This window comes from Rickettsia endosymbiont of Nabis limbatus (genome assembly GCF_965196655.1).
GTDB lineage: Bacteria > Pseudomonadota > Alphaproteobacteria > Rickettsiales > Rickettsiaceae > Rickettsia.
Genome location: NZ_OZ239771.1, coordinates 1,253,225 through 1,276,381, shown reverse-complemented (window position 1 = coordinate 1,276,381; position 23,157 = coordinate 1,253,225). Strand labels below are relative to the sequence as shown.

The window sequence follows — 23,157 nt, the reverse complement described above, 5'->3', positions numbered from 1 at the left end:
CATTTTAAATAAGAAGGATAGGCGATATGCAAGATATAGTAACATACGGGATAAATATATCAAGCACTGGTTGGTTAGAGAATGAGCTCAGGCATGTTGACTTTAAAGATAAAAGACTTATAAATCGGCTTATTAAAACCAGTAACTTACTTGATAGCAAAGCATCCGGCACAATAAATCAAAGTTGCAGATCCTGGAAAGATGCGAAGGGAGCTTACAGACTATTTAGCAATGATAAGTTTGATATAGATGAAGTCTATTCTTCGCATCATGTGGAAACACAAAATAGAATCCAAGGCAAAAATTTAGTGTTTGCAATTCAGGATACAACTTACCTGGATTATGACACTCATATTAAGACAAAAGGGCTAGGCAGTATCTCCAAAGCTTATACAAAGCACAAACAGGGTCTTATTATGCATAGTACTATTATAGTGACGCCAGGAGGTCTGCCTTTAGGCCTTACCTCTCAGCAATGTTGGGCACGTATCGCAAGGGAAGAGGATCAGAAGGAAAAAGCAAGGCGTAAGTATATCACTCACATCAAAGATAAAGAAAGCTATAAATGGATTAACGCGTTTGAGGAAACAATTGCCAATATTCCTGAAAATACTAGAGTTATTACGGTTGGAGATAGAGAAGCAGATATCTTTGATTTGTTATGGAAAATTGAAGAATCAGCTGCAGAATTTGTAATTCGCAACAGACAGGATAGGAAATTTATTTGCCCGGAAAATGGTAAAACAAAAATACAAACGAAAATAAGTAAGCTACAGTCCAAGAAAGAGATTAGACTGAAAATCCCAGGCAATGGACTTCATAAAGCAAGAAAAGCAAATGTTGAAATTAAATACACATATGGGCACATACCAATTAGGTCTGTATCTTTATATGGCCCTGAAAATACTGATCACAAAATCAGTGACAAATTAGCTGTTTATGTTGTAAGCGCTAAAGAAATTAATGCCCCTGTTGGAGTAGAGGCAATCGATTGGACTATACTGACCAACATCCCCGTGAGTAGCTTTGAAGATGCTGTTGAGCGTATAACTTGGTATAAGCTAAGATGGAAAATAGAAGAATATTTTAGAGTTCTGAAATCAGGATGCAAGATAGAAGCCTCTCGCTTATCTGCCGAAACAAAGCTACAAAAATTAATTGCCATAAAAAGCCTCATTGCTTTTAAAATTTTATATTTATCAAAAATAGCCTCAACTTGTCCTGAAGAGAGCTGCGATAGCATACTTACCACCCAAGAATGGAAAACGCTTTATATGCGCGTGCACAGAACAAATAATACTCCTGGCAAGCCTCCAAATATAAAAGAAGCTATTATTTTGCTTGGTAAATTAGGAGGCTTTATGGCAAGAAAGAGTGATGGGTTGCCCGGAGCAATGTCTTTATGGCGGGGATATGAAATCCTTCAAGAGAGCGTAATGATGCTATCAATTGTTAGTGGTAAAATTTGTGGGTAATAGTAAGATTTAAACCCTATTGAGCATTACTGGTTTAAAATCAAGAACGAAATAAGAAAAACTGTTTCTAATTTTGAGCACTTTTTTGATGCGGTTTACTATGCTCTTAAAAAAGTCATTACCTTATCGCATTAAGCTATATCTATCCAAAAAGTTTTAACTGTTTTTGTTGAAATGCTTTATAAGAAGGTTTGCCTGAACCTTGATTTTTTACATAATTACGTAATTTCTGCTCATCACCATGTTTACATACTGTGCTCATAAAATATCCTTTACTCCAAAACTCACTTCCCCATAATTTTTCTTTAAGATTTGGATATTTCTTAAACATTTCCTTAGATGTAATACTTTTTATGATTTGAGTTATTTTTGTTCGGCTATACATTAGTATTGACTGTAGTAAAAAATGTACATGATCTTTATCTACTCCTATTTCCAAAAATCTAATTTCATAACGAGCCTCTATGTCCTCACAAATTTTACATAAATAATCGTCTAGTTCCTCATTGAATATTACTCTTCTATACTTTGCCGGTGTTACTAAATGATATATTAGTACTGTGACATTATGACTTTTATGTATATAACTGCTTTCTTCCATGCATCTAGTATATCACGAAGCAGAGCTTCGGGGAATTAAACCCTAAGAGATTAATTAATTCTCTTAAAAAACTATATGATATAAAAACTAAATTTGTAATTCCAAAAAGAGGAAGTAAAGCCCAGATATTAAGGGATTTACTTCCTACCGAATGAAGAAACAATTTTATTAATTAAAGATTCGATATTAATAGCCGATTGAGTATATTTTATTTCCTCATTAGGCGTTAAATCATCGTTATCATTTCCTGGTACGATTGCAATATATTTACCTCCGAGTAGACCACTAGTAACTACTTGAGCTTTTGAGTCTTTAGGTATTTTAACATTCTCATTGACATTTAAATATACAATAGCAAAATAGCTGGTTGGATCTAAAAAAATCTTTTTAACATTTCCGATTTTTATACCTGAAATCATCACATCACTTCCGACTGATATCCCTTCAGCACTTTGAAAGCTGGCAGTGAGCTGATAGCCTTTGGCGTTAGTCATAGAACTGCCAGTTTTATAAGCAAAAATTAAGAATAGGAAAGCAATAATTAATACTGCAAAACCGATAATTGTTTCAATAATATTTTGTTTCATTGTTTTTTATACTAAATAGTTAATTTATGGTTGCCATCTGCTATATCTAGCATTTGACGATTTAGACGATTTTTGGCTTATTTTATTACTTTCTTGCCAAGAAAAAAGCTTAATATTTCTTGGTACTTCATTTACTAAATGATGCAACCATGCATGCCAACTTGGTGAAATTTTTGTTGGTTCGTTAGCATTTTTATAAATAACAGATCTTTTAGGACGCCCTAAATAGTCAAGCTTCTTACTTTCGTAATATTGGTTTAGTAACTCATCTTCTCCTACTTTTTTATGAAAAAAAGTAATAAAAAACTTATTTATCCATGACATTTTAAAATTTCTATAGCAGTTTGTCTTCCTTGTACTGCAAGTTTATCAGCAGCAATATTACCGCTATTACTTGCATGTCCTTTCACCCATTTCCAAATGATAGTATGTTTGCTTAATTCTTCGTACAAATTTTGCCATAAATCAGCATTTTTAACGGGTTCATTGTTGCTTTTACACCAGTTGTTTTTTATCCAATTATGGATCCAAACGGTAATACCTTGCTGCAAATACTTACTATCAGTATAAATTTCCACATGATAAGGTTTTTTTAGAATTTTTAGTGCTTCAAGAGCTGCTGTAATTTCCATACGGTTATTAGTAGTCTCAAGCTCATGCCCAAATATTTCCTTATTCACCTCATTAAATTGAAGTAATGCTCCCCATCCTCCTGGACCTGGATTGCCAGAACAGGCACCATCAGTATATATAACTACTTTCGATATATCTTCTTTCAATATTTTAACTAGGTTTAATAGGTTTAGATTTGGGAGAGTTACGGAATTTATCTAGCATAATAACATTTTTTGACAGTAAAGCTTCATCAATTTTATCATTATTTTCTTTTTCCAGAATTTGCTTTTCTATTTTCAATATTTCAGCTGTATTATTATTTTGAATATTTAATTGCTGATTAAAAGTAAAACTATAGCTATTGCTTGAATCAACAAAACTAATAAGGGCATCAAATGGTATATAGATTGTTTCCTTAATACCGCTAAAACTCAACATTACAGAAAATCCGGTATCTTTTACTATTATATTCTCAAATTGATTCTGAAGTACTATTGTTATTTCTTTCGGATATGCTTGTCTAACTTTTAAAGGCAAAATGACAGCTGGATGATCGGTCTTATATGATATATATATCAATTGATCCCAATATAAATTTTCATGCTGAATCCTTGCCAAAACCTTTTTTATAAATTCCAGCATAGATTCATTTAAAAATTTTTTATATTCGATATTCATATATAGAAGAAATAAATAATATAAGTAAGTAGACGAAGTTTTATTTGGAAAAGAGCCAGGCGTTTTGAAGCTTTTACTAGCTACATATACTTAATACCTGAGATTAAAAGCAAAAAACAACATTCAGCGTATTTCAAATAAAACGAGTATATTTGAGGGTTTTTCTGTTGCCCGGCAAACCCCCAAGCCGCGTAAGGTTATGCTACAGCTAAAGCTGGAGCTCTTACAAAACGATTATCGTTTGCGTTTCTTTGTTTTGACCCGTAAGGCAAAAGCCTGCGGCGGAATCATCCCGAGTAAAAGCAATTTTTTTTAGGCACGTCGATCCTATTTCGCCCCCTCAAAATACTACTTGTGTTTTAAAAATTGCTCTTTCATTTTATCAGGGATTCGTGATGCTCACGTATTAAGTATACGCTCCGCTCACTCACACATCAAAATAAAATTCAATTTTTAAAATACAAGCAGTATTTGCATCATATTATTATACGAAGATCAATTTCAAAAAGAGCAAGGCGTCCACAAGATGAGGAACGGAGCGTATACTTAATACGTGAGTACCGGAGTACTTGTAGGACAACGTAGCCAATTTTTGAAATTCATCGAGTATGAGTATTGGTGGAGGCGTCGGGTACTGCCCCCGAGTCCGCAACCTCTATTCTAAATTACGTTTATTACTATAGCTATATTAGCACTTACTATTATCGCTTAATTTGATTAATTTGTAAAGGTTTTTAGATTTATGTTTTAAATATATTCAATAATAAATATTATTTATATACTTGTATACTTATAATAAATATTACTTAAATTAAAAAATCTTCTATGCTACCAAATCTTGGAATTATTGCCGGTAAAGGTTCATTGCCTTCTTTAATAGCAGGTAACTATAGAAAACAGGGTGGTAATTGTTATATAGCTGCGATAGAGGGCGAAGCTGATATAGAATTAATTAAGGACTTCGAGTATCAACCTCTTAAAATCGGTATGGTTGGAGCAGCTATTAAGTATTTTACACAACACAACGTAAAAAATATTATTTTTATAGGCGGAGTCGATAGACCAAATTTTAAAAACTTAGCTGTAGATTCAATAGGCGGTTTATTACTTCTGAAAATGATCAGCCAGAAAATTCGTGGGGATGATAATTTATTAAGAATAGTAGCTAGTTTTTTTGAGAGTTATGGCTTTAAGGTAATTTCAAGTAGTGAGATATACCAAAATCAACAATGTGATTCTAATATTATAACTGATACTATCCCTACAAGTTCTGATAAAAAAGATATTGAATTTGGAGTAAAATTACTGAATCATTTAAGTAAATTTGATATTGGTCAGTCGGTTATAGTTGAAGATGGTTATGTACTTGGCATAGAAGCGGCCGAGGGAACAGATAATTTAATAGCTAGATGTACAGACTTACGTAAAAAATCTCATGGGGGAGTGCTTATTAAGCTTTCAAAAATAGGACAGGATAATAGGCTAGATTTGCCTACTATCGGCATTAATACTATAAAAAATCTTGCTAAATATAATTACAAAGGCGTCGCAATTCAAAAAAACCAAGTAATTATAGCTGAAGAAGAGAAAACTATAAAACTCGCTAATGAACATAAAATTTTTATAACAAAATGTTAGCAATAGGCATTACCGGTAGCTATGCATCGGGCAAAACTTTTATTTTGGATTATTTAGCAGAAAAAGGATATAAAACTTTTTGTGCCGATAGATGTATAAAAGAATTATATCAGGACTTAAAAATACAAGCTGTTATTTTAAAATTATTGCCGGAGCTTGAAACTTTTAACATTGGAAAGATTAGTAATTTAATCTATAACAATGATCTTGCACGTGAGAAATTACAAAATTTTATCTATCCACTGCTAATAGATAAGCTAATTCAATTTAAACAGGAAAATGCAAATTCCAAATTTGGGTTTGCTGAAATACCGCTATTATACGAAGCTAAATTTGATAAATATTTCGATTTTGTCGTGACAGTACATTGCTCTGAAGAAATAAGAATACAAAGGGCAACAACTAGATCTTCTTTTGATATGGAAATCTATAATAAGATTAAAGAAATTCAGCTTTCGCAAGAGAGCAAAATAGCAAAAGCAGATTTTGCTATAAATAGTGGCGTTGATATGTTAGACTTGAACAAACAAATAAATAACCTAATAACAAATTTAGAATGTCGAGTTTAAGAGAAATAATTTTGGATACGGAAACTACAGGTCTTGATCCAAAAGGTGGTCACCGAATTGTTGAGATCGGTGCTATTGAAATGGTAAATAAGGTACTAACCGGCAGACATTTTCATTTCTATCTTAATCCAGAGCGAGACATGCCGTTTGAGGCTTATAGAATTCACGGCATTGCCGGTGAGTTTTTAAAAGATAAGCCACTATTTCATACTATTGCAGATGATTTTTTAGAGTTCATTGCCGATAGTAAACTTGTTATTCATAATGCACCTTTCGATGTTAAATTTTTAAATCATGAATTATTATTATTAAAAAGAGCTGAAATTAAACTTCTAGAGCTTGAACATGCTATTGATACCTTAGTGATGGCTAGGAGTATGTTTCCTGGATCAAAATATAGCCTTGATGCTTTATGTAAAAGATTTAAGGTAGATAATTCCGGTAGGCAACTTCATGGTGCTCTTAAAGATGCAGCTTTACTTGCTGAGGTATATGTAGAACTAACCGGCGGTAGGCAGTCAGCTTTTAAGATACTTGATAAAGCTGCTAAAATAAATAACTTATGCTATAATCGCTTAGATTCTCAAGCACATAAGAATATTCCCGTTATTAAACCAACAAAAGAAGAATTACAAAAACATAAGGAATTCTTGAGCAAGATTTTAAAACCGGCTTCGTAAAGCGTCATTGCGAGACGATGCATAGCATCGACGTGGCAATCTCAGGAATTTTATACTATTGCATGAGATTGCGTACGTACAAGTTACTACGTAATTTCCTCGCAATGACGATTATTAACATTCCTAAAACCCAATTATGAAAACAAACATCACTGTACTAATAACCTTTATAATACTTGTCTCTTTAGGTTTTTGGCAGCTTAACCGCTTAAAAGAAAAGAAAATATTTTTAGCATCGATGCAAGAAAATCTTACCTCCCCTGCAATTGATTTTGCTGAAATTCATGACAACTTACCTTATCAAAAAATAAAACTTCATGGGCATTTTTTACCTGATAAAGATATATATTTATATGGTAGGCGTTCAATGTCGAGCGAGAAAGATGGTTATTATTTAGTAACACCATTTGAAACTAATGATAATAAGGTTATTTTAGTAGCACGAGGTTGGTTTAGCAACCGCAATAAAAATATTATTACACAAGCAACCAATGACCAACCCCATGAGCTTATCGGCGTTACTATGCCGTCCGAAAAAACCCGCAGCTACTTGCTGGCTAACGACATTAAAAACAACGTTTGGTTAACCCTAGACTTACAAGAAGCATCTAAAGTTTTAGGATTAAATCTTGAGAATTTTTATCTTATTGAAGAAAGCAAGGACATAAGTAATTTAGATATTTTACTACCACTTTCAATAAATCATCTAGCAGTCATTAGAAACGATCATTTAGAATATGCTCTTACTTGGTTTGGACTTGCTGCATCTTTAATTGTAATTTATAGGATTTATAGGCGCTCTCTGTCATTCACACGCAAAAACAAATGAACAACCTACAACAACAAGCATCTGATCCTGATTATTCTGTGTGGGTGTCGGCGTCTGCCGGCACAGGTAAAACCAAAATCTTAACTGATAGGTTTTTGCGGTTATTAATTAAAGGAGTAAATTTTCAAAACATTTTGTGCCTTACTTTTACTAATGCAGCCAGCGTAGAGATGCAGCTAAGAATTAGCAACAAACTCAAAACTTTTTCTCTTTGCGATTCTCAAAAACTAGAAGAAGAACTTTTCTCAATGAGCGGTCAGAAGCCACTTGCCTTAGAACTGGAAAATGCAAAAAATCTATATAGTAAATTACTCAACAATAATGAACCTCTAAATATCTACACCATTCATGCATTTTGTCAAAAAATCCTTAAAACTTTCCCTGTAGAAGCTGGTATAACACCAGAATTTCAGATTCTTGAAGAGACGAAATTACATGATATTTTTCTACAAATACGAAATGAAATTTATTTAAGTGATGAGCATAATGATTTAATTAAAATTTTATTAAATCGTTTTCATGAAATAACTTTGCAGGATATTTTTAGTGAGATTATTGACCAAAAAATTAAATTTAAAAAATTATTCTCTTATAAAACTATTCCGGCAGAAATAAATAATAAGCGACTAGCACTATCCGAGCTAAATAATATCTATGATAAGGTAAAAAATTTATTTGCAGATTACGATTTAGAAATAGAGCCAAAAGAACTATTTTTTACTAAAGATGGAAAAAAACGTAAAAGCCTTTTATCAAAAGAGCTAACCCAGAAACATCCTAAATTGCTGTTAGAGCTAGAGAAGCTAACATCTCAAATTTATAAATTAGACGAAGAATATCGCATAGAAGAGCTAGAATATCATACTAATTTACTTTCTAAACTTGCTTATATTTTACTAGAAAAATATGAAAAATTTAAAGAAGAAAATAACTTGCTTGATTATGATGATTTAATTTACCATACTGAAAAATTATTCCAGAATAAGGCTATACATGAGTGGTTATTGCATAAGCTTGAAAGCGAGATTGATCATATACTTGTCGACGAAGCACAAGATACGAGCCATGAACAATGGAATATAATCACCACTCTAATAACCGAGTTTAATAGACCTGATAGTAGTATTTTTATCGTTGGGGATGACAAGCAATCTATATATAGCTTTCAAGGTGCTAATCTTACGAATTTTAATTTAGTGAATGAAAAATTACAAGCAAATCTCGCTAAAGCAAATAAAAAATTTAAGAATATTACGCTTGAATATTCTTATAGATCAAGCGGCGAAATTTTACAATTTACTCATCAAGTTTTTAAATATATAAAAGCTCATTACCCTACTTTTTTTTTGTCCGATAATCCGGTAATTTCTGCATTTCGTACACATACTGGTTCTGTAACGATTTGGTCTTTGATGACAAGCGAAAAACAAGAAGAACTTTTTTGGGCATTGCCACAAGATTATGCCAATGCTCTTTCGTCAGCTAATTTACTTGTAGAAAAAATTGTTAGCTTTATAAAGGAAAAAATAGCTAGCAAAGAAATTCTGCCCTCGACCGGTAACCCTATATCTGAAAAAGATTTTATGATTTTGGTAAGAAAGCGAGATGAATTTAGCAATAATTTGATAAAAGAGCTTAACAAAGCTGAACTTAAAGTTGAGGCAAGCGATAAAGTAAATCTTAAAGAGCATTTGCCGATAATGGATTTAATTTCGGTAGCTAAATTTGTACTTTTACCTTACGATGACTTAAATCTTGCAGCATTACTTAAATCACCGATTATCGGCATTAGCGAACGACAATTATATGAACTTTTGATGAATAAAAACGATGGAAGTTTGTGGGAAAATCTATCCTCGCATTTGGATATATATAATAGGCTTACTTCTTTTATTGAGCTTTATCAAAATTCCACTCTCGATAATTTTTTTAATTTAATCGTGAATACTCTAGATTTACATATTGATGATATGGTAAATGAGCTGCTAACACTAAGCAGTAATTACGCAAATGATATGGATAATTCGCTGCAAAGCTTTGTAGCCTGGTTTGAGAATAACGATATTTGGATTAAACGTGATATGGAGCATTCTGATAAAATAGGAGTGATGACAGTACATGGCTCTAAAGGCTTGGAAGCCCCAATTGTTATATTATGCGACTCCACTACCCTACCTATAAGCAGTAGTAAATTTATTTGGCATGATAATGGGGGAATAGAGCATTTGGAAAACGCAGCTAATAAAGAGGAATTTATAGGAAACACGGAACGCAGCACCGCAGCGTACACTTTAGTACGTGAGGATGTGAGTACCGGATTGACCCATAAATTACCTTTAGAAGCAAGTTATACAAGTGGTCGAATGTTCTTTTCTGCTAATACTGCTGACACTCCTGAATTTTTACAAAAAATGAAAGACGCAGAAAAGTTAAAGGATTTACAAGAATATATAAGACTGCTCTACGTTGCAATGACTAGGGCTAAAGATCATTTAATTATATGTGGTTTTAGTAACAAATCAAATATTCCTGAAAACTGCTGGTATAACATAACTAAAAATTTATTCAAATGATACTCCTCGCAGCAGAGCTACGAGGTATCTATCCAAAAAGTTTTAACTGTTTTTGTTGAAATGCTTTATAAGAAGGTTTGCCTGAACCTTGATTTTTTACATAATTACGTAATTTCCGCTCATCACCATGTTTACATACTGTGCTCATAAAATATCCTTTACTCCAAAACTCACTTCCCCATAATTTTTCTTTAAGATTTGGATATTTCTTAAACATTTCCTTAGATGTAATACTTTTTATGATTTGAGTTATTTTTGTTGGGCTATACATTGGTATTGACTGTAACGCGAGTTTCGTATTCATAAAGTCGCTGTATAGCTGATAAATACTGGGTTACGGTGGATATTGATAATACTGTTTTTGTTATAAAATGGGCTTAAAATGCATAAATTTTCAGCAATTTGTCTTTTTTGACTCCAATTATTACAGTATGAAACTTATCCAATCTCCCAAAAGCCTTAAAAAATCAGGATTGTGGCAAATTCCTTAACTATAATTTAGGCATCTTAATACGAAACTCGCGTTATTTTATACGGAGAATATATACTGGATAAAAGTTTAATCAAATAGCAGCTAATTTCTTAACGCGAATTTCGTATTCACAAAGGAGCGGAATAGCTGATAAATACTAGGATACAGGGATATTGATAATACTATTTTTGTTATAAAATTAGCTAAAAATCATAAATTGCATTTTTTATGTTCAAGTATTGAGGTGTGAAACTTATCAAAGTGCTTAAAAGATTGGAGTAACAAGGATTTTTCAAGTTAATTAACCATAATTAGGCATCTTAATACGACACTCGCGTTTCTTAGCGTGTATTTACGCACGATTCTTCCTAATACCCTTTTACTCCAAAACTCACTTCCCCATAATTTTTCTTTAAGATTTGGATATTTCTTAAACATTTCCTTAGATGTAATACTTTTTATGATTTGAGTTATTTTTGTTGGGCTATACATTAGTATTGACTGTAGTAAAAAATGTACATGTTCTTTATCTACTCCTATTTCCAAAAATCTAATTTCATAACGAGCTTCTATGTCCTCACAAATTTTACATAAATAATCGTCTAGTTCCTCTTTGAATATTACTCTTCTATACTTTGCCGGTGTTACTAAATGATATATTAGTACTGTGACATTATGACTTTTATGTATATAACTGCTTTCTTCCATGCATCTAGTATATCACGAAGCAGACCTTCGGGGAATTAAACCCTAAGAGATTAAAGACATATTGAGGTACATGAACCAGACATGATCTCTCTCACATACGGCTTGAATAAGCTTTAGCTTGATATGCGACTTCTAGTCGCTATAAAACAAACTTTCTGATACCCTTGAGCAACACAAAAGAATAAATCTATTGCTATCTGAGCCCCTCTATAAATCCTCTTGCAAAAAAAAATAGACAAATTAAGTAACTACTATTACTATTACAGTTAGATAGATAATTAATCAAATAAAATCATATATGCCAGAATATATTAGACATGGTGAAGGGACATTTGCTTCTCTAACAAAACAACAAAAAGAGGCAGTAGGATTACTTTCAATTGGTACTTTCTTAGAGTACTTTGACCTTATGCTCTATGTGCACATGGCAGTACTTCTTAATGAATTATTCTTTCCAAAATCTGATCCAAATGTAGCAGCATTTTTGTCTGCTGCTGCTTTTTGCTCCACTTATGCCTTAAGACCTTTTGGAGCATTAATTTTTGGCTATATAGGTGATACCATAGGTAGAAAAGTAACTGTTATTATTACTACATTTATGATGGCTATTTCTTGTATTGTTATGGCTAATTTACCAACTTACGACCAAATTGGAATGAAGGCTGTTGTCATTATGACAGTATGCCGCATGATACAAGGTATCTCATCAATGGGAGAAAGAATTGGAGCTGGAATTTATATTACTGAAATCACAAAACCTCCAATACAATATGCCGCTGTTACATTAACAGGTTGTTTATCTGCTTTAGGTGGTACTTTTGCTTTAGCTGTAGCTTCTCTAGTAACTTCACAAGGTTTTAATTGGCGGATCGCTTTTTGGATTGGTGCAGTTGTAGCAGTTATCGGCTTTTTAGCAAGAACATCTCTTCGCGAAACAGCAGAATTTGTTAATGCAAAACGACGAATCACAAATATCTTAGATGCAACTAAATTAAAAGCTCAAAAGATTAATCCTATTATGCAAGAAAATGTAAGTAAGAAAACAATAATTGCAAATTTTTTCACATTATGTGGAGGACCAGTCTCTTTATATTTTACTTATATCCATTGTGGAAATATTCTAAAAAACTCTTTCCATTATACTGCAGCACAAGTAATACATCAAAATTTTATAGTTTCAACAATCGGATTAGTAATCTACTGTATAATGATATATCTTAGTTATAAGATATATCCATTAATAATATTAAAAGTTAAATTATTAATATTTACATTTATAATGATATTTTGTCCTTACTTATTAGATAATATAACATCACCTTTACATTTATTATTAATACAATTAGTACCTATAACATGCGGACTCGCACAAACACCAGCTATGCCAATATTTTTTAAACATTTTCCCATTTTTAAACGTTTTACTTATGTAAATGTAACATATGCAATAGCACATGCTCTCATGTACATTGTAACATCTTTTGGGATCACATATTTTGTACATATTTTTGGACACTACGGATTATTGATTATACTAATTCCTTTAATTGTAGGATATACTTTTGGTCTATATCATTTTGAAAAACTTGAAAAGGAAGTTGGTAATTATCCAAAGAAAATAAGTGATAATGATCTAAATAATAATTCGGTACTGTAAGAGTAGTAGCACATAATTCTAAAAGATTAATTTCTATATCTAATAATTCTAAGTATTTAGATAACACTAAAAAATAATGCATAGTTTCTTCTACAGTGTTACTAATTTTCTCAGGAGATTTAGCCCCTATTGTCTGCATATTATGCAGCCTATCAAAGAGTTTTATTAACAGTACATCATGTTTCTTTTCTTTATATAAGATCTCTACTGTTTCAGCAGCACTAATCTTTATGCCGTCCTCTTTAATCCTTGTTAAATCCATTACTTGATTGGTTACTTTCCACCCAAATTTTTGTGTTATCTGATCCTTGGTTAGTTCTGTATCTTCTAATGTATCGTGTAGTATTGCGGTCACTAAAATATCTGTTCTAAATAAATAATCTGATACCATATATGCTACCTCTATCGGATGAGAGTAATATGGCTCTCCTGATCGACGCATTTGACTTCCATGATATTTCCTGGCGTAGTATATCGCTTTCTTTACTTCTAGCACATCAACCGGTGATACTTTTACTATGCTATTTAAATATATTACTTTACCTAGTAATTTCTTAGCATAAATACACATCTCAAAATCTTTCTCCCAGTCTTTTATCTCTTCCATAATCCTTATTAAATTATTGATTGATGTTATAGTTGAGCCTTTGATATTTTTCATACTATATTATTCTTTTATTATTGTCACTATAGAAGTAATATATATTGCTAGCTTTTTACTAGACCGCCTTTACTAGTGTCATTGCTAAACTAAAAGGGAGCAGTAAATTACGTCAAAAAGACAGCAATTCCAAATATGACATTATAGATACATAGACCCAATACTAAAGATCGTGCAAAGAGCGGCAAAGTTAAAGAAAGTACCGAGTTAAGAAATAGCTTTCATAGTTAGGGTAATTGTGTTATAAAAGTTTTCAGATTTTTTGCAGTTTTGGTTAAAAATGTACCGAGACTGGGAATTATAGGAACTTTTTATTGCACCAAAACGGGAAAATACAATAGTGTTATACCGCTTTCAGAAAGTTTTTGGTAAATACTAATCATATTTACCACCGATGCCTTAGATGGTATAGCTTTTGATCTATATTGAATTAAGTTATAAAATCATATTTTGATAAATCATTGATCAGAATATAATTAGTAGGCAGCAAAACATTTCTCCACACAAATTACGTCATTTTTTGTTTACTTGGCTTAAAAAAAGAGGAGTAGACGACGCACTTATTCAACCATACTCTGGTAATGAAACCCGCAAGTCTCTAGAGATTTATTCAAAATTATCGTTATCGGAAGCTCAAAAAATATATGAAGAAAATATAAAAAATTTTCCTGTTTAAACTTCTCAACTTTGCCGCTCCTTGCACGATCTTTAGTATTGGACCTATTAGGAATTTTAGCACCTATACTGCTGATAGACCTAGAGGATTGTACGATATCAAAATAATTTTCAGCTATCTGAACAAGATTTAAAGAGTGGCACAACTCATTAATGATACTCCTCGTAGCTCTGCTGCGAGGAGTATCATTAATTTAGCTATTAATAATGACTTACTAGCAAAACTTACGCTATGTTTGGTTCTAAATATCGTAAAGATGGAGAACGAAGCTGTTGTTGCATATAGTCATCTAAAAGCCCTAACTTTATTTGGTAGACCGTTTTACCTATTTTATTTGCAGTTCTTTTGAGAAAAGCCCAAACTAGAAATGCACAACTAATGTGATTACGTTGGATACGCTGTTTTCTGCATTGGCAACGTTCTATACCAGTCAGTTGCTTAATTTTTCTATGCATGCTCTCAATTACCCATCGCAAGCCAAACTCATCTTGTGCAGCTTTAGAAGATTTTTGAGTTTTGTTATTGGTAACAACATAATCAACTCTGTTGGTAGAAACAGTAAATTTAAACAAATTAACATGCTTATTTTTGGCAAATCCTTTTATATGAATCTCCATTCCATTCTTAATTTCTTCATCTGAAAACGTCAACTTGCTAACAGCTTTATAAGGCTCGTAATCACACGTTTTACTAACATTTCTATTGGCTTTAATAGGGGCATAATAATATTTGCCCAAGGAGTCAACATGTTGCATAATTTTGTGTGTAGCATACCATGTGTCAAAAAGTACAGTTTGAAAAGGAATCTTTTTACTATAAACAGCATTATTGAACATCTTTAGTAGGTGATCTAGTTTCGTCGCTCCATCATGATCAGGTGAAAAAATGCGATAATCTATTACCCAAAACTTATCAATATCGGGGTTATAATATACAAGACTCACTACTCCTATACCGGTAGTAACTCCACCTGTAGCTCCACTATACTGCGATCTAGCAACCTCTATTTTCTTTGTGTTCCTTTTGTTTAACACCGTATCATCAAATATTGTATATCCGTTAGATGAAAAGATAACATCATTCTTAATGTGTTCCCATAACAAAGAAGGAGTATATTTTTCATTTTCTAAAAATCTATTAATAACATCATGGCTACATTTCTTGGCATGTTCAGCGTAGTAGGTTAAACTATAATTCTTTTGGCTAATTGTTAAAAATTGACAGTAATCTGTTCTATTAATTGGTATTGCTTGCAATCTGTTCCTCTTTGACATGTTTAATTATTCTTACAATAATTTATCACTCTTCCACTCATAGCGTAAGTTTTGCTAGTAATTTTTAAAAAACATTATATAAATATCAATTAAAATTATCAAAAAAGATAGGAGCGAGAAAATGAGCCATAAAGAACAAAATGTAACATCAAATATAGAAACTGATATTGTGAAGAGTAATCGCGTATTATCCTTATCAGGAGGCGGAGTAAAAGGAATAGCAGAGCTAGTGGTGCTCGCTGAGATAGAGGAGCGTACGGGTAAGTCTATAACGGAGTTATTTCCAATAATAACAGGCACTAGTGTTGGCGGACTTATTGCAGGATTGCTAACCATTCCCAAAGAATCAGGAAGTAGTATACCAAAATATAGTGCCAAAGAGGCTTTAGAGATATTTAAGGAAGCAGCCCCGCAAATATTTCCAGATGAGTTATTAAGCGGAGTGAAGCAAGTATTTACACATAAATACAGTCAAAAGCCATTAGAGAAAATATTAGATGAACATTTAGGAGGTATGCGTTTAAGTGAGGCAACATCACGCTTAATGATACCGGTGACAAATTTAAATACAGATGGTCGGGAAGTAGAAGTCTTTGATAGCCATAATCTATTTGGGACAAGCGGGCATAGTGATCCAAGCCTTAAGGATGTGCTGCTTGCAACTACAGCAGCCCCTACTTATTTTAAGGCAGTAACAAATGCGAGTGCTATTACAGGTACATCTGTATCAAAAGAAGCATTATATGCCTATGCAGATGGAGGGTTAGCTGCTAACCGTCCAGCATATGAGGCATTAAAGATATTAAAAGGCAATAATAATCGTGAGCAGAAAAAAGAAATATTAGATAAAACGATGGTGTGTTCACTAGATTTTGATGATGCCCTGAATTTTCATGAAGCAATACCTGTAAGTGATAAACCAACCAGTAATGGTATTTGGAAGTATATAAAGTATGCAAGTCCAGCATTACTAATATATGATGGGCTATCGAAGTTATTTGAGAGTACGCATGATGATGGAGCAATAGGGTGGATGTCTAAGGGCAAGCTAATAGATAGATTAATGCACGCAAGCGAAGAAAATGTAAACTCTGCGGTCAGGAGTGATTTACCGGGTACAGATGAGTTTATAGAGGTAAAGCTTCCAATTACTAAAGAAACATCAAGTTTAGATAATGCAAAAGTAAAAAATATAGCTGCTTTAGAAGAAGTAGGTCGTCAGTATATAAAGGAGCATGATCAGCAATTACAGAAGTTATGTGATAATTTACTCTATCATTATAATCACGAACAAAATATGGAGGGTGATGCTGATACTGCAGCTACTATAGATGATATGTTCGTTGCAGATAAAACAATAGACAAAGTAATAATATCCGAAGAATTAGTACAAAAATTAGGAGCCAATTTAAATGAGCAGCAGGTAGCTACTATCGAAAGGGCACTTGCAAGCTTAAGTTCCAAAGAAAGTGAAATGGTAGAAGCATTTTTACACAACCTTAATAATGATCAAGTTATAGCTTTATCTAAGCTACTGCCTGTAATTGCTGACGGTGAATTTAAGGATACTCAAATAGAAGAGATGAATATATTTCAGAATAAGTTTTTGCAGGTTTTTAGCAATATGTTTACTAACCAAGATGAGTTTGGATCTGAAGTATCATTAAATGCTACCCAAGAATATACTGCTGAAGTAGCATGTGATGGTAGAGGATCAGAATTATCACATCATATCGATATAGGTGTAGAGGCTTAATGCTTCTTACACTTTGCATTATAAGTTTTATTGTTATATTATACCAATAATAAAAACAATGACAGATTATAGTAATAATACAAACAAGTACATAGAAAATAAAATCGGCTTAAATCTAAAGACGTTAAATAGTTTTAGTATAGGAGAGCATAAGAAATATAGCGATATCTACAGTTTAACTTCGCATGAATATAGATATAGTGCTTTAAGTGCGGTATTAAAGATCATGGCAATACCATTAGTTGCTGTATTGAATGTAATTAAAATATTCACAAATTTTGAAGTAGTGGCAGTTAAGGAAATGGTCAATATACCACTTATTCTTTTAAAAAAGATGGATCAAGGTATTTCAAAGAAGATATTACAAGGACTTGATAATACCAATGAAGCAGAGCTACGTGATATAACAAATAATATATTAGAGCAGTGGAAAGAAGATAATGCTTTGATCCAAAAAGAAGAGGAGAGTTGGTTTAGCAGCGTTAAGAATTATATATGCGACAATGTATCATTTATTGAATATATTAGAAACTTTTGGGTAAATGGGGGAATACATTATAGTAAGACGCAACTTGAAGAGCAGCACTTAGTTAAGAAGATAACCAAGGAAATCTTTAAAACAGCCTATATTGCTGGCAAAGAGGTGCGAGCATTAAGTAGTGATGATATATATAATCATTTTAAGGAGATAGGAGCTTATAAGGATAACATGCCAACAAAAGAGATAGATTTATTTCAAAATCAGTTATTTCATAGCAATGATGATATTTGGACTGAGTCTATTTTGGATCTAAGTTACTTGAGTAATGATGATACGACACCTTTACTAGGTAAGTAAAAAACGTTAGTATATTCCAAAAACGTTCGTTTTTGGAACAGCGTTAATTAGATTTTACAAACTGAGTGAGTAGGGAATTGAGGTTGTGGAGTATCAATGGAATTAAGTGAACTGTATACTAAATCGTAAAAACACGATTAGTAGACATTATTGTCTACTAATCGATATAATGTACAATATATTAGAAGCAGTATGAGATTATTTGGTTATGCTAGGGTATCAACAAATCAGCAACTTTTAAACACACAGATAAAATGTTTAAAAGATGCCGGAGTAAAAGAATCACGAATATTCTATGACAAAGCTACAGGTAGTAATTTAGATAGAGCGGGATTAAATAATTTATTACATAAAGTAGAAGAAGGAGATGTAATATTGGTTACCAAGTTAGATCGTTTAGGAAGAGATACTGCCGACATGATTTGCTTAATTAAACAGTTTACTAAAATAGGTGTAGCTATGCGTTTTCTTGATGATGGAATTAGTACAGAAGGCAGCACGGGCAAAATGGTTATTACAATCCTTAGTGCAATAGCAGAAGCCGAGAGAGTCAGGATACTTGAAAGAACTAATGAAGGTCGGTTAGAAGCAAAAAATAAAGGTATTAAGTTTGGTCGCAATCGTAGTATAGATCGAGATAAATTGTTACAATTAAATGCAGATGGAATTAAAGGTGTAGCATTAGCTAAAGAAATGAAAATAAGCCGTGCTGCTGTTTATAAAATCCTGAAAGAAGAAAAGTTCGAGCATCTTAATAATTGAGTGTAGCAATTTATACGCATTACATTTACAGACATTATAAAACACATAATTACCTTATTACTTCGTACTCAAAAAGTCTTGAATAGGTTATCTCGTATAAAATGATACTCCTCGCAGCAGAGCTACGAGGTATCTATCCAAAAAGTTTTAACTGTTTTTGTTGAAATGCTTTATAAGAAACTGTGCTCATAAAATATCCTTTACTCCAAAACTCACTTCCCCATAATTTTTCTTTAAGATTTGGATATTTCTTAAACATTTCCTTAGATGTAATACTTTTTATGATTTGAGTTATTTTTGTTGGGCTATACATTAACGCGAGTTTCGAATTAATATAGCATAGGATTTAGCATATCAAGAGAGATGTAATAGAAGGTTTATTATCAGACATTTGATAATTTATCAGTGCTGCAACCATATGCACAAAGGCATTTGTAACTGATCTATGCCTTGAATGCTCAAACTTCCCCAATAGTTTAATTTTACTAAACACAGATTCTATTAATGCTCTTTTAAGCAATAATATTTTATCCAACATAGACATAAGTTTATTTTTCATATTTTTCTTTACCCTAGTTACCATAAAAATTCCTTGCTCTAAAAGTTGTTGAAATAATTGTTGTGAAATATAACCACGATCTCCGAATACTTTACCAAAAAGATTTTTGATCATCAGTTCCAGCTGTTTTCTATCATCCTTATTGCCAGGGCTAAAAGATGCTTTAACTATACCACCGGCTCTATTAATTATTAGATGTAGTTTAAGTCCATAGAACCAACCTTTTGTTGTCTTACTGCGTGCTGCTATGCCGGCGAACACTTTATTCATTGAAATACGGTATCTCTTACATACCTCTATACTACTTGAATCTACAAAAGAAAGGCCATCACACTGATCCAAAATAGAATTGAATATCAGTACTAATAGTGGTAAATGTGGACCTATTATTTTTATAAATTGACTATAGCTTACTAATTGAAAATCTCTTTGATGATAAATCCATATTTGCTTCAGATAATAATTCTTAAAACAATCATAAGATGACTGCCAGTAGCCTATTATAATTGTTATTACCTCACTTCTGTTAAGTCGACTTTTAGGACCAGATTTGTTGTTATGGTTAGTAATTGAATTTGTATGCTTGTCTAATTCTTGAAAAAAATCATCGACGTAACAAAATATTTCTGTAAAATCCATTATCATAGGTTATTGCTCTTAAAGTTTTTTCAATAACCTATAAACTTTTTTCTTATACTATAAATACCATATTTTAATTAGCAATTTGTATTTTGTACTCACTTTATAACAAAAACAGTATTATCAATATCCCCGTAACCCACTGTTTATCAGCTATACAGCGACTTTTTGAATACGAAACTCGCGTGACTGTAGTAAAAAATGTACATGTTCTTTATCTACTCCTATTTCCAAAAATCTAATTTCATAACGAGCTTCTATGTCCTCACAAATTTTACATAAATAATCGTCTAGTTCCTCATTGAATATTACTCTTCTATACTTTGCCGGTGTTACTAAATGATATATTAGTACTGTGACATTATCACTTTTATGTATATAACTGCTTTCTTCCATGCATCTAGTATATCACGAAGCAGACCTTCGGGGAATTAAACCCTAAGAGATTAAATTGTTTTCAATATCTATTAGTCCAAAGCAAAATAGTAAGTCTAAACCAAGAATAAACCTTTCATATGTTGTAATACTTGGTATATCTTTTGCTTCCTCCCAAAGATTTTCTATATTCGGCTGCTTGCCTAAAATCTCAAGTGTCATTGCTAAAGTAAAAGGGACCAGTAAATTGCACGAAAAAGGGACCAGAGAATTTGGTGTAACCTAATAAGGTTATAATGTGCAATATTCACTAGATAATTAATTAAAATAAATATCTAGTGATACAATGATAAGAATAAATATGTACACAACAATTATCACCCTTTATAAGCAAGGCAATAGTCAAAGAAATATTGCCAAACTAACGAGAATAGACCGTAAAACAGTAAGAAAAATAGTAAACCGTTATGTAGAGTCTGGTACAGAATCTCCTGCACCCTATGAACGATCTTCAGCACTGGATTCTTGGCACGAACAAATAATTGAGTTATTAGAAAAGAATCTAAGTTACATAAGAATTTTTGAAGAGTTAAAAATTCAAGGTTATACAAAAAGTTATGGTTCGCTAACCCGTTATATCAAAAAATATAAGATACAAAATAACAGTTGCATTCGTTTTCATACTTTAGCAGGAGAGGAAGCACAAGTAGATTTTGGTGACATAGGCTTACAGTATAATTCTAAGGGGCGTAGAGTTAAAGCATATGTATTTAATATGCGTTTAAGTTATAGTCGCCTTGATTATTATGAAGTAGTGTTTGATCAAAGTTGTCAAACATGGATACAATGTCATATCAATGCATTTAATTATTTTGCTGGCAGTCCAAAAGTAATAAAACTTGATAATCTTAAAGCTGGAGTGGTAGATAGCAATTTCTATGAGCCCGTATATCAGAAGGAATACAAACGTTTAGCTGATCATTATGGAATTTTACTTTCTCCTTGTCGTGTATATCAACCTCAAGAAAAAGGCAAAGTAGAATCAGGAATAAAGTATGTCAAAAATAATTTTTTTGCTGGACGTAAATTTCATAGATATGAAGAATTAACACATGATCTTGCTAACTGGTTAAATAAAGCAAATAACCGAATACATGGTACTACTAAAAAAATTCCTCAGGAACTATTTGAGCAAGAAGAAAGTAATAATTTAATGCCTTTACCATTAGAAACGTTTGATTTGTCATCGTGGCATAATCGAAAAGTAGCAAAAGATTGTCATATCACCATAGATAATAATTATTATTCCGTACCGGCAAAATATATATACAGTGAGGTACTGGTACAATTATCACCAAAACTTGTTCAAATATTTTCTATCCAAAATGATTTAATAGCAAGGCACGTTAGAACAGATGGCAAAGGAATATTTACCACTAATCCGTCTCATTATGCCAAATATAAACGTCTATGCCCAGGTTTTATAGAATATAGTGAACATTATCAACAACAAATGCAGCAGATAGGAAATAATTGCAGTTTATTATTAGAGTTATTACAACAAACACGAGTAAATGATTGGCAACGTTGTGCTAGAGGTATTATTTCTTTACGTAAGGTTTACAATGATGAGTTAATAGATAAAGCTTGTCATAGAGCATTACATTACGGTATAAGTTCTTACTCTAAAATTAAAAATATCTTAAATAGTAATGCAGTAAACTTACCATTGCCAGAGTTTGGAGGTCAGAATGCAGAACTTGCTTAATGACCTACGTAGTTTTAGATTATCAGGTATAGTCAATAGCTTAAATGAAAGGATTATTTATGCTCAAAATAATAAACTAGGATTTAAAGAATTTCTCTCACTATTATGTGAAGATGAAAAATCTCACCGTAAGGATAATAATTACCGTCGTCGTAAAAGTGCTGCTAAATTACCAGTCACTAAAAATTTAGAAGACTTTGATTTTCAGTTCCAACCAAGTATTGATGCCAAAGTAATAAGTGATTTATCTACTTGTGATTATATTAATACTAAGGGCAATGTCATATTCATAGGTAATTCTGGAACTGGCAAAACTCATCTTGCTATTGGATTAGCATTAAAAGCTTTAACACGAGAATACTCTGTATATTTTACTACGGTATCGGATATGCTTTATAATTTACATATTGCAAGAGCAGATAATAGCTATCACAAAAAAGTTAAATTACTCTTATCATTTGACTTATTAATTCTTGATGAGTTAGGTTTTAAGCAATTACCAAAACATTCAGTAGATGATTTTTTTAATATTATTGCTAAACGATATGAAAATAAATCTACCATTATTACCACAAACAAGGATTTTGAAAGATGGAATGAAATATTTGCTGATGAGTTATTAACTCATGCAATTATTGATCGAGTAGTACATCATGCACATATACTAAACATCACAGGTAAAAGTTATCGTATTAATAACTATAAATTTGGAGGTCATTTGACATAAAAATTTTTACATATAGTGGTCCCTTTTTCGTGCAATTTAC

The 23,157-nt window shown here is 32.1% G+C and carries 23 protein-coding genes, 1 other RNA gene and 2 pseudogenes; 12 read left to right on the top strand and 14 right to left on the bottom strand.

Annotation, left to right across the window (positions count from 1 at the left end; translation table 11 throughout):
• Positions 1-26: 26 nt before the first annotated feature.
• Positions 27-1,475 (top strand): IS4 family transposase, encoded by a 1,449-nt coding sequence (locus ACOAL3_RS07390; protein WP_419234585.1) that lies wholly within the window; start codon positions 27-29, stop codon positions 1,473-1,475.
• Between the two features lie 142 nt (positions 1,476-1,617).
• Here ACOAL3_RS07390 and tnpA (ACOAL3_RS07385) read toward each other — a convergent pair whose 3' ends face one another.
• From tnpA (ACOAL3_RS07385) to ssrA, 6 genes are all read right to left on the bottom strand, one after another.
• Complete coding sequence (tnpA, locus tag ACOAL3_RS07385; RefSeq protein ID WP_419234720.1) at positions 1,618-2,076, bottom strand: IS200/IS605 family transposase; 459 nt, start codon at positions 2,074-2,076, stop codon at positions 1,618-1,620.
• 137 nt (positions 2,077-2,213) lie between these two features.
• On the bottom strand, positions 2,214-2,663 hold the full coding sequence (gene mlaD, locus ACOAL3_RS07380; protein WP_419234719.1) for an outer membrane lipid asymmetry maintenance protein MlaD: 450 nt from the start codon (positions 2,661-2,663) through the stop codon (positions 2,214-2,216).
• Positions 2,664-2,687: 24 nt separating this feature from the next.
• Entirely contained in the window at positions 2,688-2,987 is a 300-nt protein-coding gene (locus tag ACOAL3_RS07375; protein ID WP_419234718.1) for an NADH-ubiquinone oxidoreductase subunit NDUFA12 family protein, read from the bottom strand.
• On the bottom strand, positions 2,975-3,442 hold the full coding sequence (gene rnhA / locus ACOAL3_RS07370; RefSeq protein ID WP_395477257.1) for a ribonuclease HI: 468 nt from the start codon (positions 3,440-3,442) through the stop codon (positions 2,975-2,977). The genes ACOAL3_RS07375 and rnhA overlap by 13 nt, the downstream gene beginning before the upstream one ends.
• Positions 3,443-3,446: 4 nt before the next feature.
• The gene (locus tag ACOAL3_RS07365; RefSeq protein ID WP_395477256.1) at positions 3,447-3,956 is read right to left on the bottom strand and encodes a ClpXP protease specificity-enhancing factor SspB; all 510 of its coding nucleotides are present in this window, start codon (positions 3,954-3,956) and stop codon (positions 3,447-3,449) included.
• Positions 3,957-4,109: 153 nt separating this feature from the next.
• Positions 4,110-4,689, bottom strand: a transfer-messenger RNA (tmRNA) gene (gene ssrA, locus ACOAL3_RS07360).
• A 92-nt stretch (positions 4,690-4,781) separates the two neighbouring features.
• Between ssrA and ACOAL3_RS07355 the strand changes: the two genes are divergently transcribed.
• From ACOAL3_RS07355 to ACOAL3_RS07335, 5 genes are all read left to right on the top strand, one after another.
• The gene (locus ACOAL3_RS07355) at positions 4,782-5,594 is read left to right on the top strand and encodes an LpxI family protein (protein WP_419234717.1); all 813 of its coding nucleotides are present in this window, start codon (positions 4,782-4,784) and stop codon (positions 5,592-5,594) included.
• Positions 5,588-6,163, top strand: coding sequence for a dephospho-CoA kinase (gene coaE, locus ACOAL3_RS07350; RefSeq protein WP_419234716.1), 576 nt, complete (start codon positions 5,588-5,590; stop codon positions 6,161-6,163). Before ACOAL3_RS07355 ends, coaE begins: the two co-directional genes overlap by 7 nt.
• A complete protein-coding gene (gene dnaQ / locus ACOAL3_RS07345) occupies positions 6,151-6,843 on the top strand; it encodes a DNA polymerase III subunit epsilon (RefSeq protein ID WP_419234715.1) in 693 nt (230 codons plus the stop codon). The genes coaE and dnaQ overlap by 13 nt, the downstream gene beginning before the upstream one ends.
• A gap of 136 nt (positions 6,844-6,979) precedes the next feature.
• Positions 6,980-7,672, top strand: coding sequence for an SURF1 family protein (locus ACOAL3_RS07340; protein ID WP_419234714.1), 693 nt, complete (start codon positions 6,980-6,982; stop codon positions 7,670-7,672).
• Positions 7,669-10,245, top strand: a complete 2,577-nt coding sequence (locus ACOAL3_RS07335; RefSeq protein ID WP_419234713.1) for a UvrD-helicase domain-containing protein — start codon at positions 7,669-7,671, stop codon at positions 10,243-10,245. The genes ACOAL3_RS07340 and ACOAL3_RS07335 overlap by 4 nt, the downstream gene beginning before the upstream one ends.
• 28 nt (positions 10,246-10,273) lie before the next feature.
• Here ACOAL3_RS07335 and tnpA (ACOAL3_RS07330) read toward each other — a convergent pair whose 3' ends face one another.
• Both tnpA (ACOAL3_RS07330) and tnpA (ACOAL3_RS07325) read right to left on the bottom strand, forming a co-directional pair.
• Complete coding sequence (tnpA, locus tag ACOAL3_RS07330; protein WP_419234712.1) at positions 10,274-10,549, bottom strand: IS200/IS605 family transposase; 276 nt, start codon at positions 10,547-10,549, stop codon at positions 10,274-10,276.
• Between the two features lie 465 nt (positions 10,550-11,014).
• Positions 11,015-11,425, bottom strand: coding sequence for an IS200/IS605 family transposase (gene tnpA / locus ACOAL3_RS07325; protein ID WP_419234711.1), 411 nt, complete (start codon positions 11,423-11,425; stop codon positions 11,015-11,017).
• 298 nt (positions 11,426-11,723) lie between these two features.
• On the opposite strand from tnpA (ACOAL3_RS07325), the pseudogene ACOAL3_RS07320 reads away from it, so the two are divergent.
• Positions 11,724-13,037, top strand: a pseudogene (locus ACOAL3_RS07320) (MFS transporter); the annotation flags it as partial.
• Here ACOAL3_RS07320 and ACOAL3_RS07315 read toward each other — a convergent pair.
• Both ACOAL3_RS07315 and ACOAL3_RS07310 read right to left on the bottom strand, forming a co-directional pair.
• Positions 12,955-13,689 carry an HD domain-containing protein gene (locus ACOAL3_RS07315; RefSeq protein WP_419234710.1) on the bottom strand — a complete coding sequence of 245 codons (735 nt, stop codon included), beginning with the start codon at positions 13,687-13,689 and terminating at the stop codon, positions 12,955-12,957. The pseudogene ACOAL3_RS07320 and the gene ACOAL3_RS07315 sit on opposite strands and share 83 nt — an antisense overlap.
• A 954-nt stretch (positions 13,690-14,643) precedes the next feature.
• Entirely contained in the window at positions 14,644-15,675 is a 1,032-nt protein-coding gene (locus ACOAL3_RS07310) for an IS701 family transposase (RefSeq protein ID WP_473198140.1), read from the bottom strand.
• Between the two features lie 139 nt (positions 15,676-15,814).
• On the opposite strand from ACOAL3_RS07310, the gene ACOAL3_RS07305 reads away from it, so the two are divergent.
• The 3 genes from ACOAL3_RS07305 to ACOAL3_RS07295 all read left to right on the top strand — a co-directional run bounded on the left by ACOAL3_RS07305 (position 15,815) and on the right by ACOAL3_RS07295 (position 19,049).
• Positions 15,815-17,449 (top strand): patatin-like phospholipase family protein, encoded by a 1,635-nt coding sequence (locus tag ACOAL3_RS07305; RefSeq protein ID WP_419234709.1) that lies wholly within the window; start codon positions 15,815-15,817, stop codon positions 17,447-17,449.
• 58 nt (positions 17,450-17,507) lie between these two features.
• Entirely contained in the window at positions 17,508-18,287 is a 780-nt protein-coding gene (locus ACOAL3_RS07300; RefSeq protein ID WP_419234708.1) for a hypothetical protein, read from the top strand.
• A 192-nt stretch (positions 18,288-18,479) separates the two neighbouring features.
• On the top strand, positions 18,480-19,049 hold the full coding sequence (locus ACOAL3_RS07295; protein WP_419234707.1) for a recombinase family protein: 570 nt from the start codon (positions 18,480-18,482) through the stop codon (positions 19,047-19,049).
• A 133-nt stretch (positions 19,050-19,182) separates the two neighbouring features.
• Here the strand turns inward: ACOAL3_RS07295 and ACOAL3_RS07290 are convergent, their stop codons facing one another.
• From ACOAL3_RS07290 to ACOAL3_RS07275, 4 genes and pseudogenes are all read right to left on the bottom strand, one after another.
• On the bottom strand, positions 19,183-19,362 hold the full coding sequence (locus tag ACOAL3_RS07290; RefSeq protein WP_419234706.1) for a transposase: 180 nt from the start codon (positions 19,360-19,362) through the stop codon (positions 19,183-19,185).
• Positions 19,363-19,395: 33 nt separating this feature from the next.
• Positions 19,396-20,253: an IS982 family transposase gene (locus ACOAL3_RS07285; RefSeq protein ID WP_419234519.1), complete on the bottom strand. Its 858-nt coding sequence runs from the start codon at positions 20,251-20,253 to the stop codon at positions 19,396-19,398.
• A 180-nt stretch (positions 20,254-20,433) separates the two neighbouring features.
• Positions 20,434-20,643 (bottom strand): annotated as a pseudogene (locus ACOAL3_RS07280) (transposase); the annotation flags it as partial.
• Positions 20,644-20,685: 42 nt separating this feature from the next.
• The gene (locus ACOAL3_RS07275; protein WP_419234705.1) at positions 20,686-20,844 is read right to left on the bottom strand and encodes an ABC-three component system middle component 6; all 159 of its coding nucleotides are present in this window, start codon (positions 20,842-20,844) and stop codon (positions 20,686-20,688) included.
• A 139-nt stretch (positions 20,845-20,983) separates the two neighbouring features.
• On the opposite strand from ACOAL3_RS07275, the gene istA reads away from it, so the two are divergent.
• Together istA and istB are read left to right on the top strand one after the other, a co-directional pair.
• Positions 20,984-22,390 carry an IS21 family transposase gene (gene istA, locus ACOAL3_RS07270; protein WP_419234561.1) on the top strand — a complete coding sequence of 469 codons (1,407 nt, stop codon included), beginning with the start codon at positions 20,984-20,986 and terminating at the stop codon, positions 22,388-22,390.
• Positions 22,374-23,117 (top strand): IS21-like element helper ATPase IstB, encoded by a 744-nt coding sequence (istB, locus tag ACOAL3_RS07265; RefSeq protein ID WP_419234522.1) that lies wholly within the window; start codon positions 22,374-22,376, stop codon positions 23,115-23,117. Before istA ends, istB begins: the two co-directional genes overlap by 17 nt.
• Positions 23,118-23,157 lie beyond the last annotated feature (40 nt).

Coding starts and splice junctions, on each gene's coding strand:
- ACOAL3_RS07335 (WP_419234713.1), top strand. CDS start 7,669: ATGAACAACCTACAACAACAAGCATCTGATCCTGATTATTCTGTGTGG.
- ACOAL3_RS07300 (WP_419234708.1), top strand. CDS start 17,508: ATGACAGATTATAGTAATAATACAAACAAGTACATAGAAAATAAAATC.
- tnpA (WP_419234711.1), bottom strand. CDS start 11,425: ATGGAAGAAAGCAGTTATATACATAAAAGTCATAATGTCACAGTACTA.
- istB (WP_419234522.1), top strand. CDS start 22,374: ATGCAGAACTTGCTTAATGACCTACGTAGTTTTAGATTATCAGGTATA.
- ACOAL3_RS07295 (WP_419234707.1), top strand. CDS start 18,480: ATGAGATTATTTGGTTATGCTAGGGTATCAACAAATCAGCAACTTTTA.
- istA (WP_419234561.1), top strand. CDS start 20,984: ATGTACACAACAATTATCACCCTTTATAAGCAAGGCAATAGTCAAAGA.
- tnpA (WP_419234712.1), bottom strand. CDS start 10,549: ATGAATACGAAACTCGCGTTACAGTCAATACCAATGTATAGCCCAACA.
- coaE (WP_419234716.1), top strand. CDS start 5,588: ATGTTAGCAATAGGCATTACCGGTAGCTATGCATCGGGCAAAACTTTT.
- ACOAL3_RS07285 (WP_419234519.1), bottom strand. CDS start 20,253: ATGATAATGGATTTTACAGAAATATTTTGTTACGTCGATGATTTTTTT.
- ACOAL3_RS07290 (WP_419234706.1), bottom strand. CDS start 19,362: ATGTATAGCCCAACAAAAATAACTCAAATCATAAAAAGTATTACATCT.
- ACOAL3_RS07365 (WP_395477256.1), bottom strand. CDS start 3,956: ATGAATATCGAATATAAAAAATTTTTAAATGAATCTATGCTGGAATTT.
- ACOAL3_RS07355 (WP_419234717.1), top strand. CDS start 4,782: ATGCTACCAAATCTTGGAATTATTGCCGGTAAAGGTTCATTGCCTTCT.
- ACOAL3_RS07390 (WP_419234585.1), top strand. CDS start 27: ATGCAAGATATAGTAACATACGGGATAAATATATCAAGCACTGGTTGG.
- tnpA (WP_419234720.1), bottom strand. CDS start 2,076: ATGGAAGAAAGCAGTTATATACATAAAAGTCATAATGTCACAGTACTA.
- ACOAL3_RS07275 (WP_419234705.1), bottom strand. CDS start 20,844: ATGACACTTGAGATTTTAGGCAAGCAGCCGAATATAGAAAATCTTTGG.
- ACOAL3_RS07375 (WP_419234718.1), bottom strand. CDS start 2,987: ATGTCATGGATAAATAAGTTTTTTATTACTTTTTTTCATAAAAAAGTA.
- ACOAL3_RS07315 (WP_419234710.1), bottom strand. CDS start 13,689: ATGGAAGAGATAAAAGACTGGGAGAAAGATTTTGAGATGTGTATTTAT.
- mlaD (WP_419234719.1), bottom strand. CDS start 2,663: ATGAAACAAAATATTATTGAAACAATTATCGGTTTTGCAGTATTAATT.
- dnaQ (WP_419234715.1), top strand. CDS start 6,151: ATGTCGAGTTTAAGAGAAATAATTTTGGATACGGAAACTACAGGTCTT.
- ACOAL3_RS07340 (WP_419234714.1), top strand. CDS start 6,980: ATGAAAACAAACATCACTGTACTAATAACCTTTATAATACTTGTCTCT.
- ACOAL3_RS07305 (WP_419234709.1), top strand. CDS start 15,815: ATGAGCCATAAAGAACAAAATGTAACATCAAATATAGAAACTGATATT.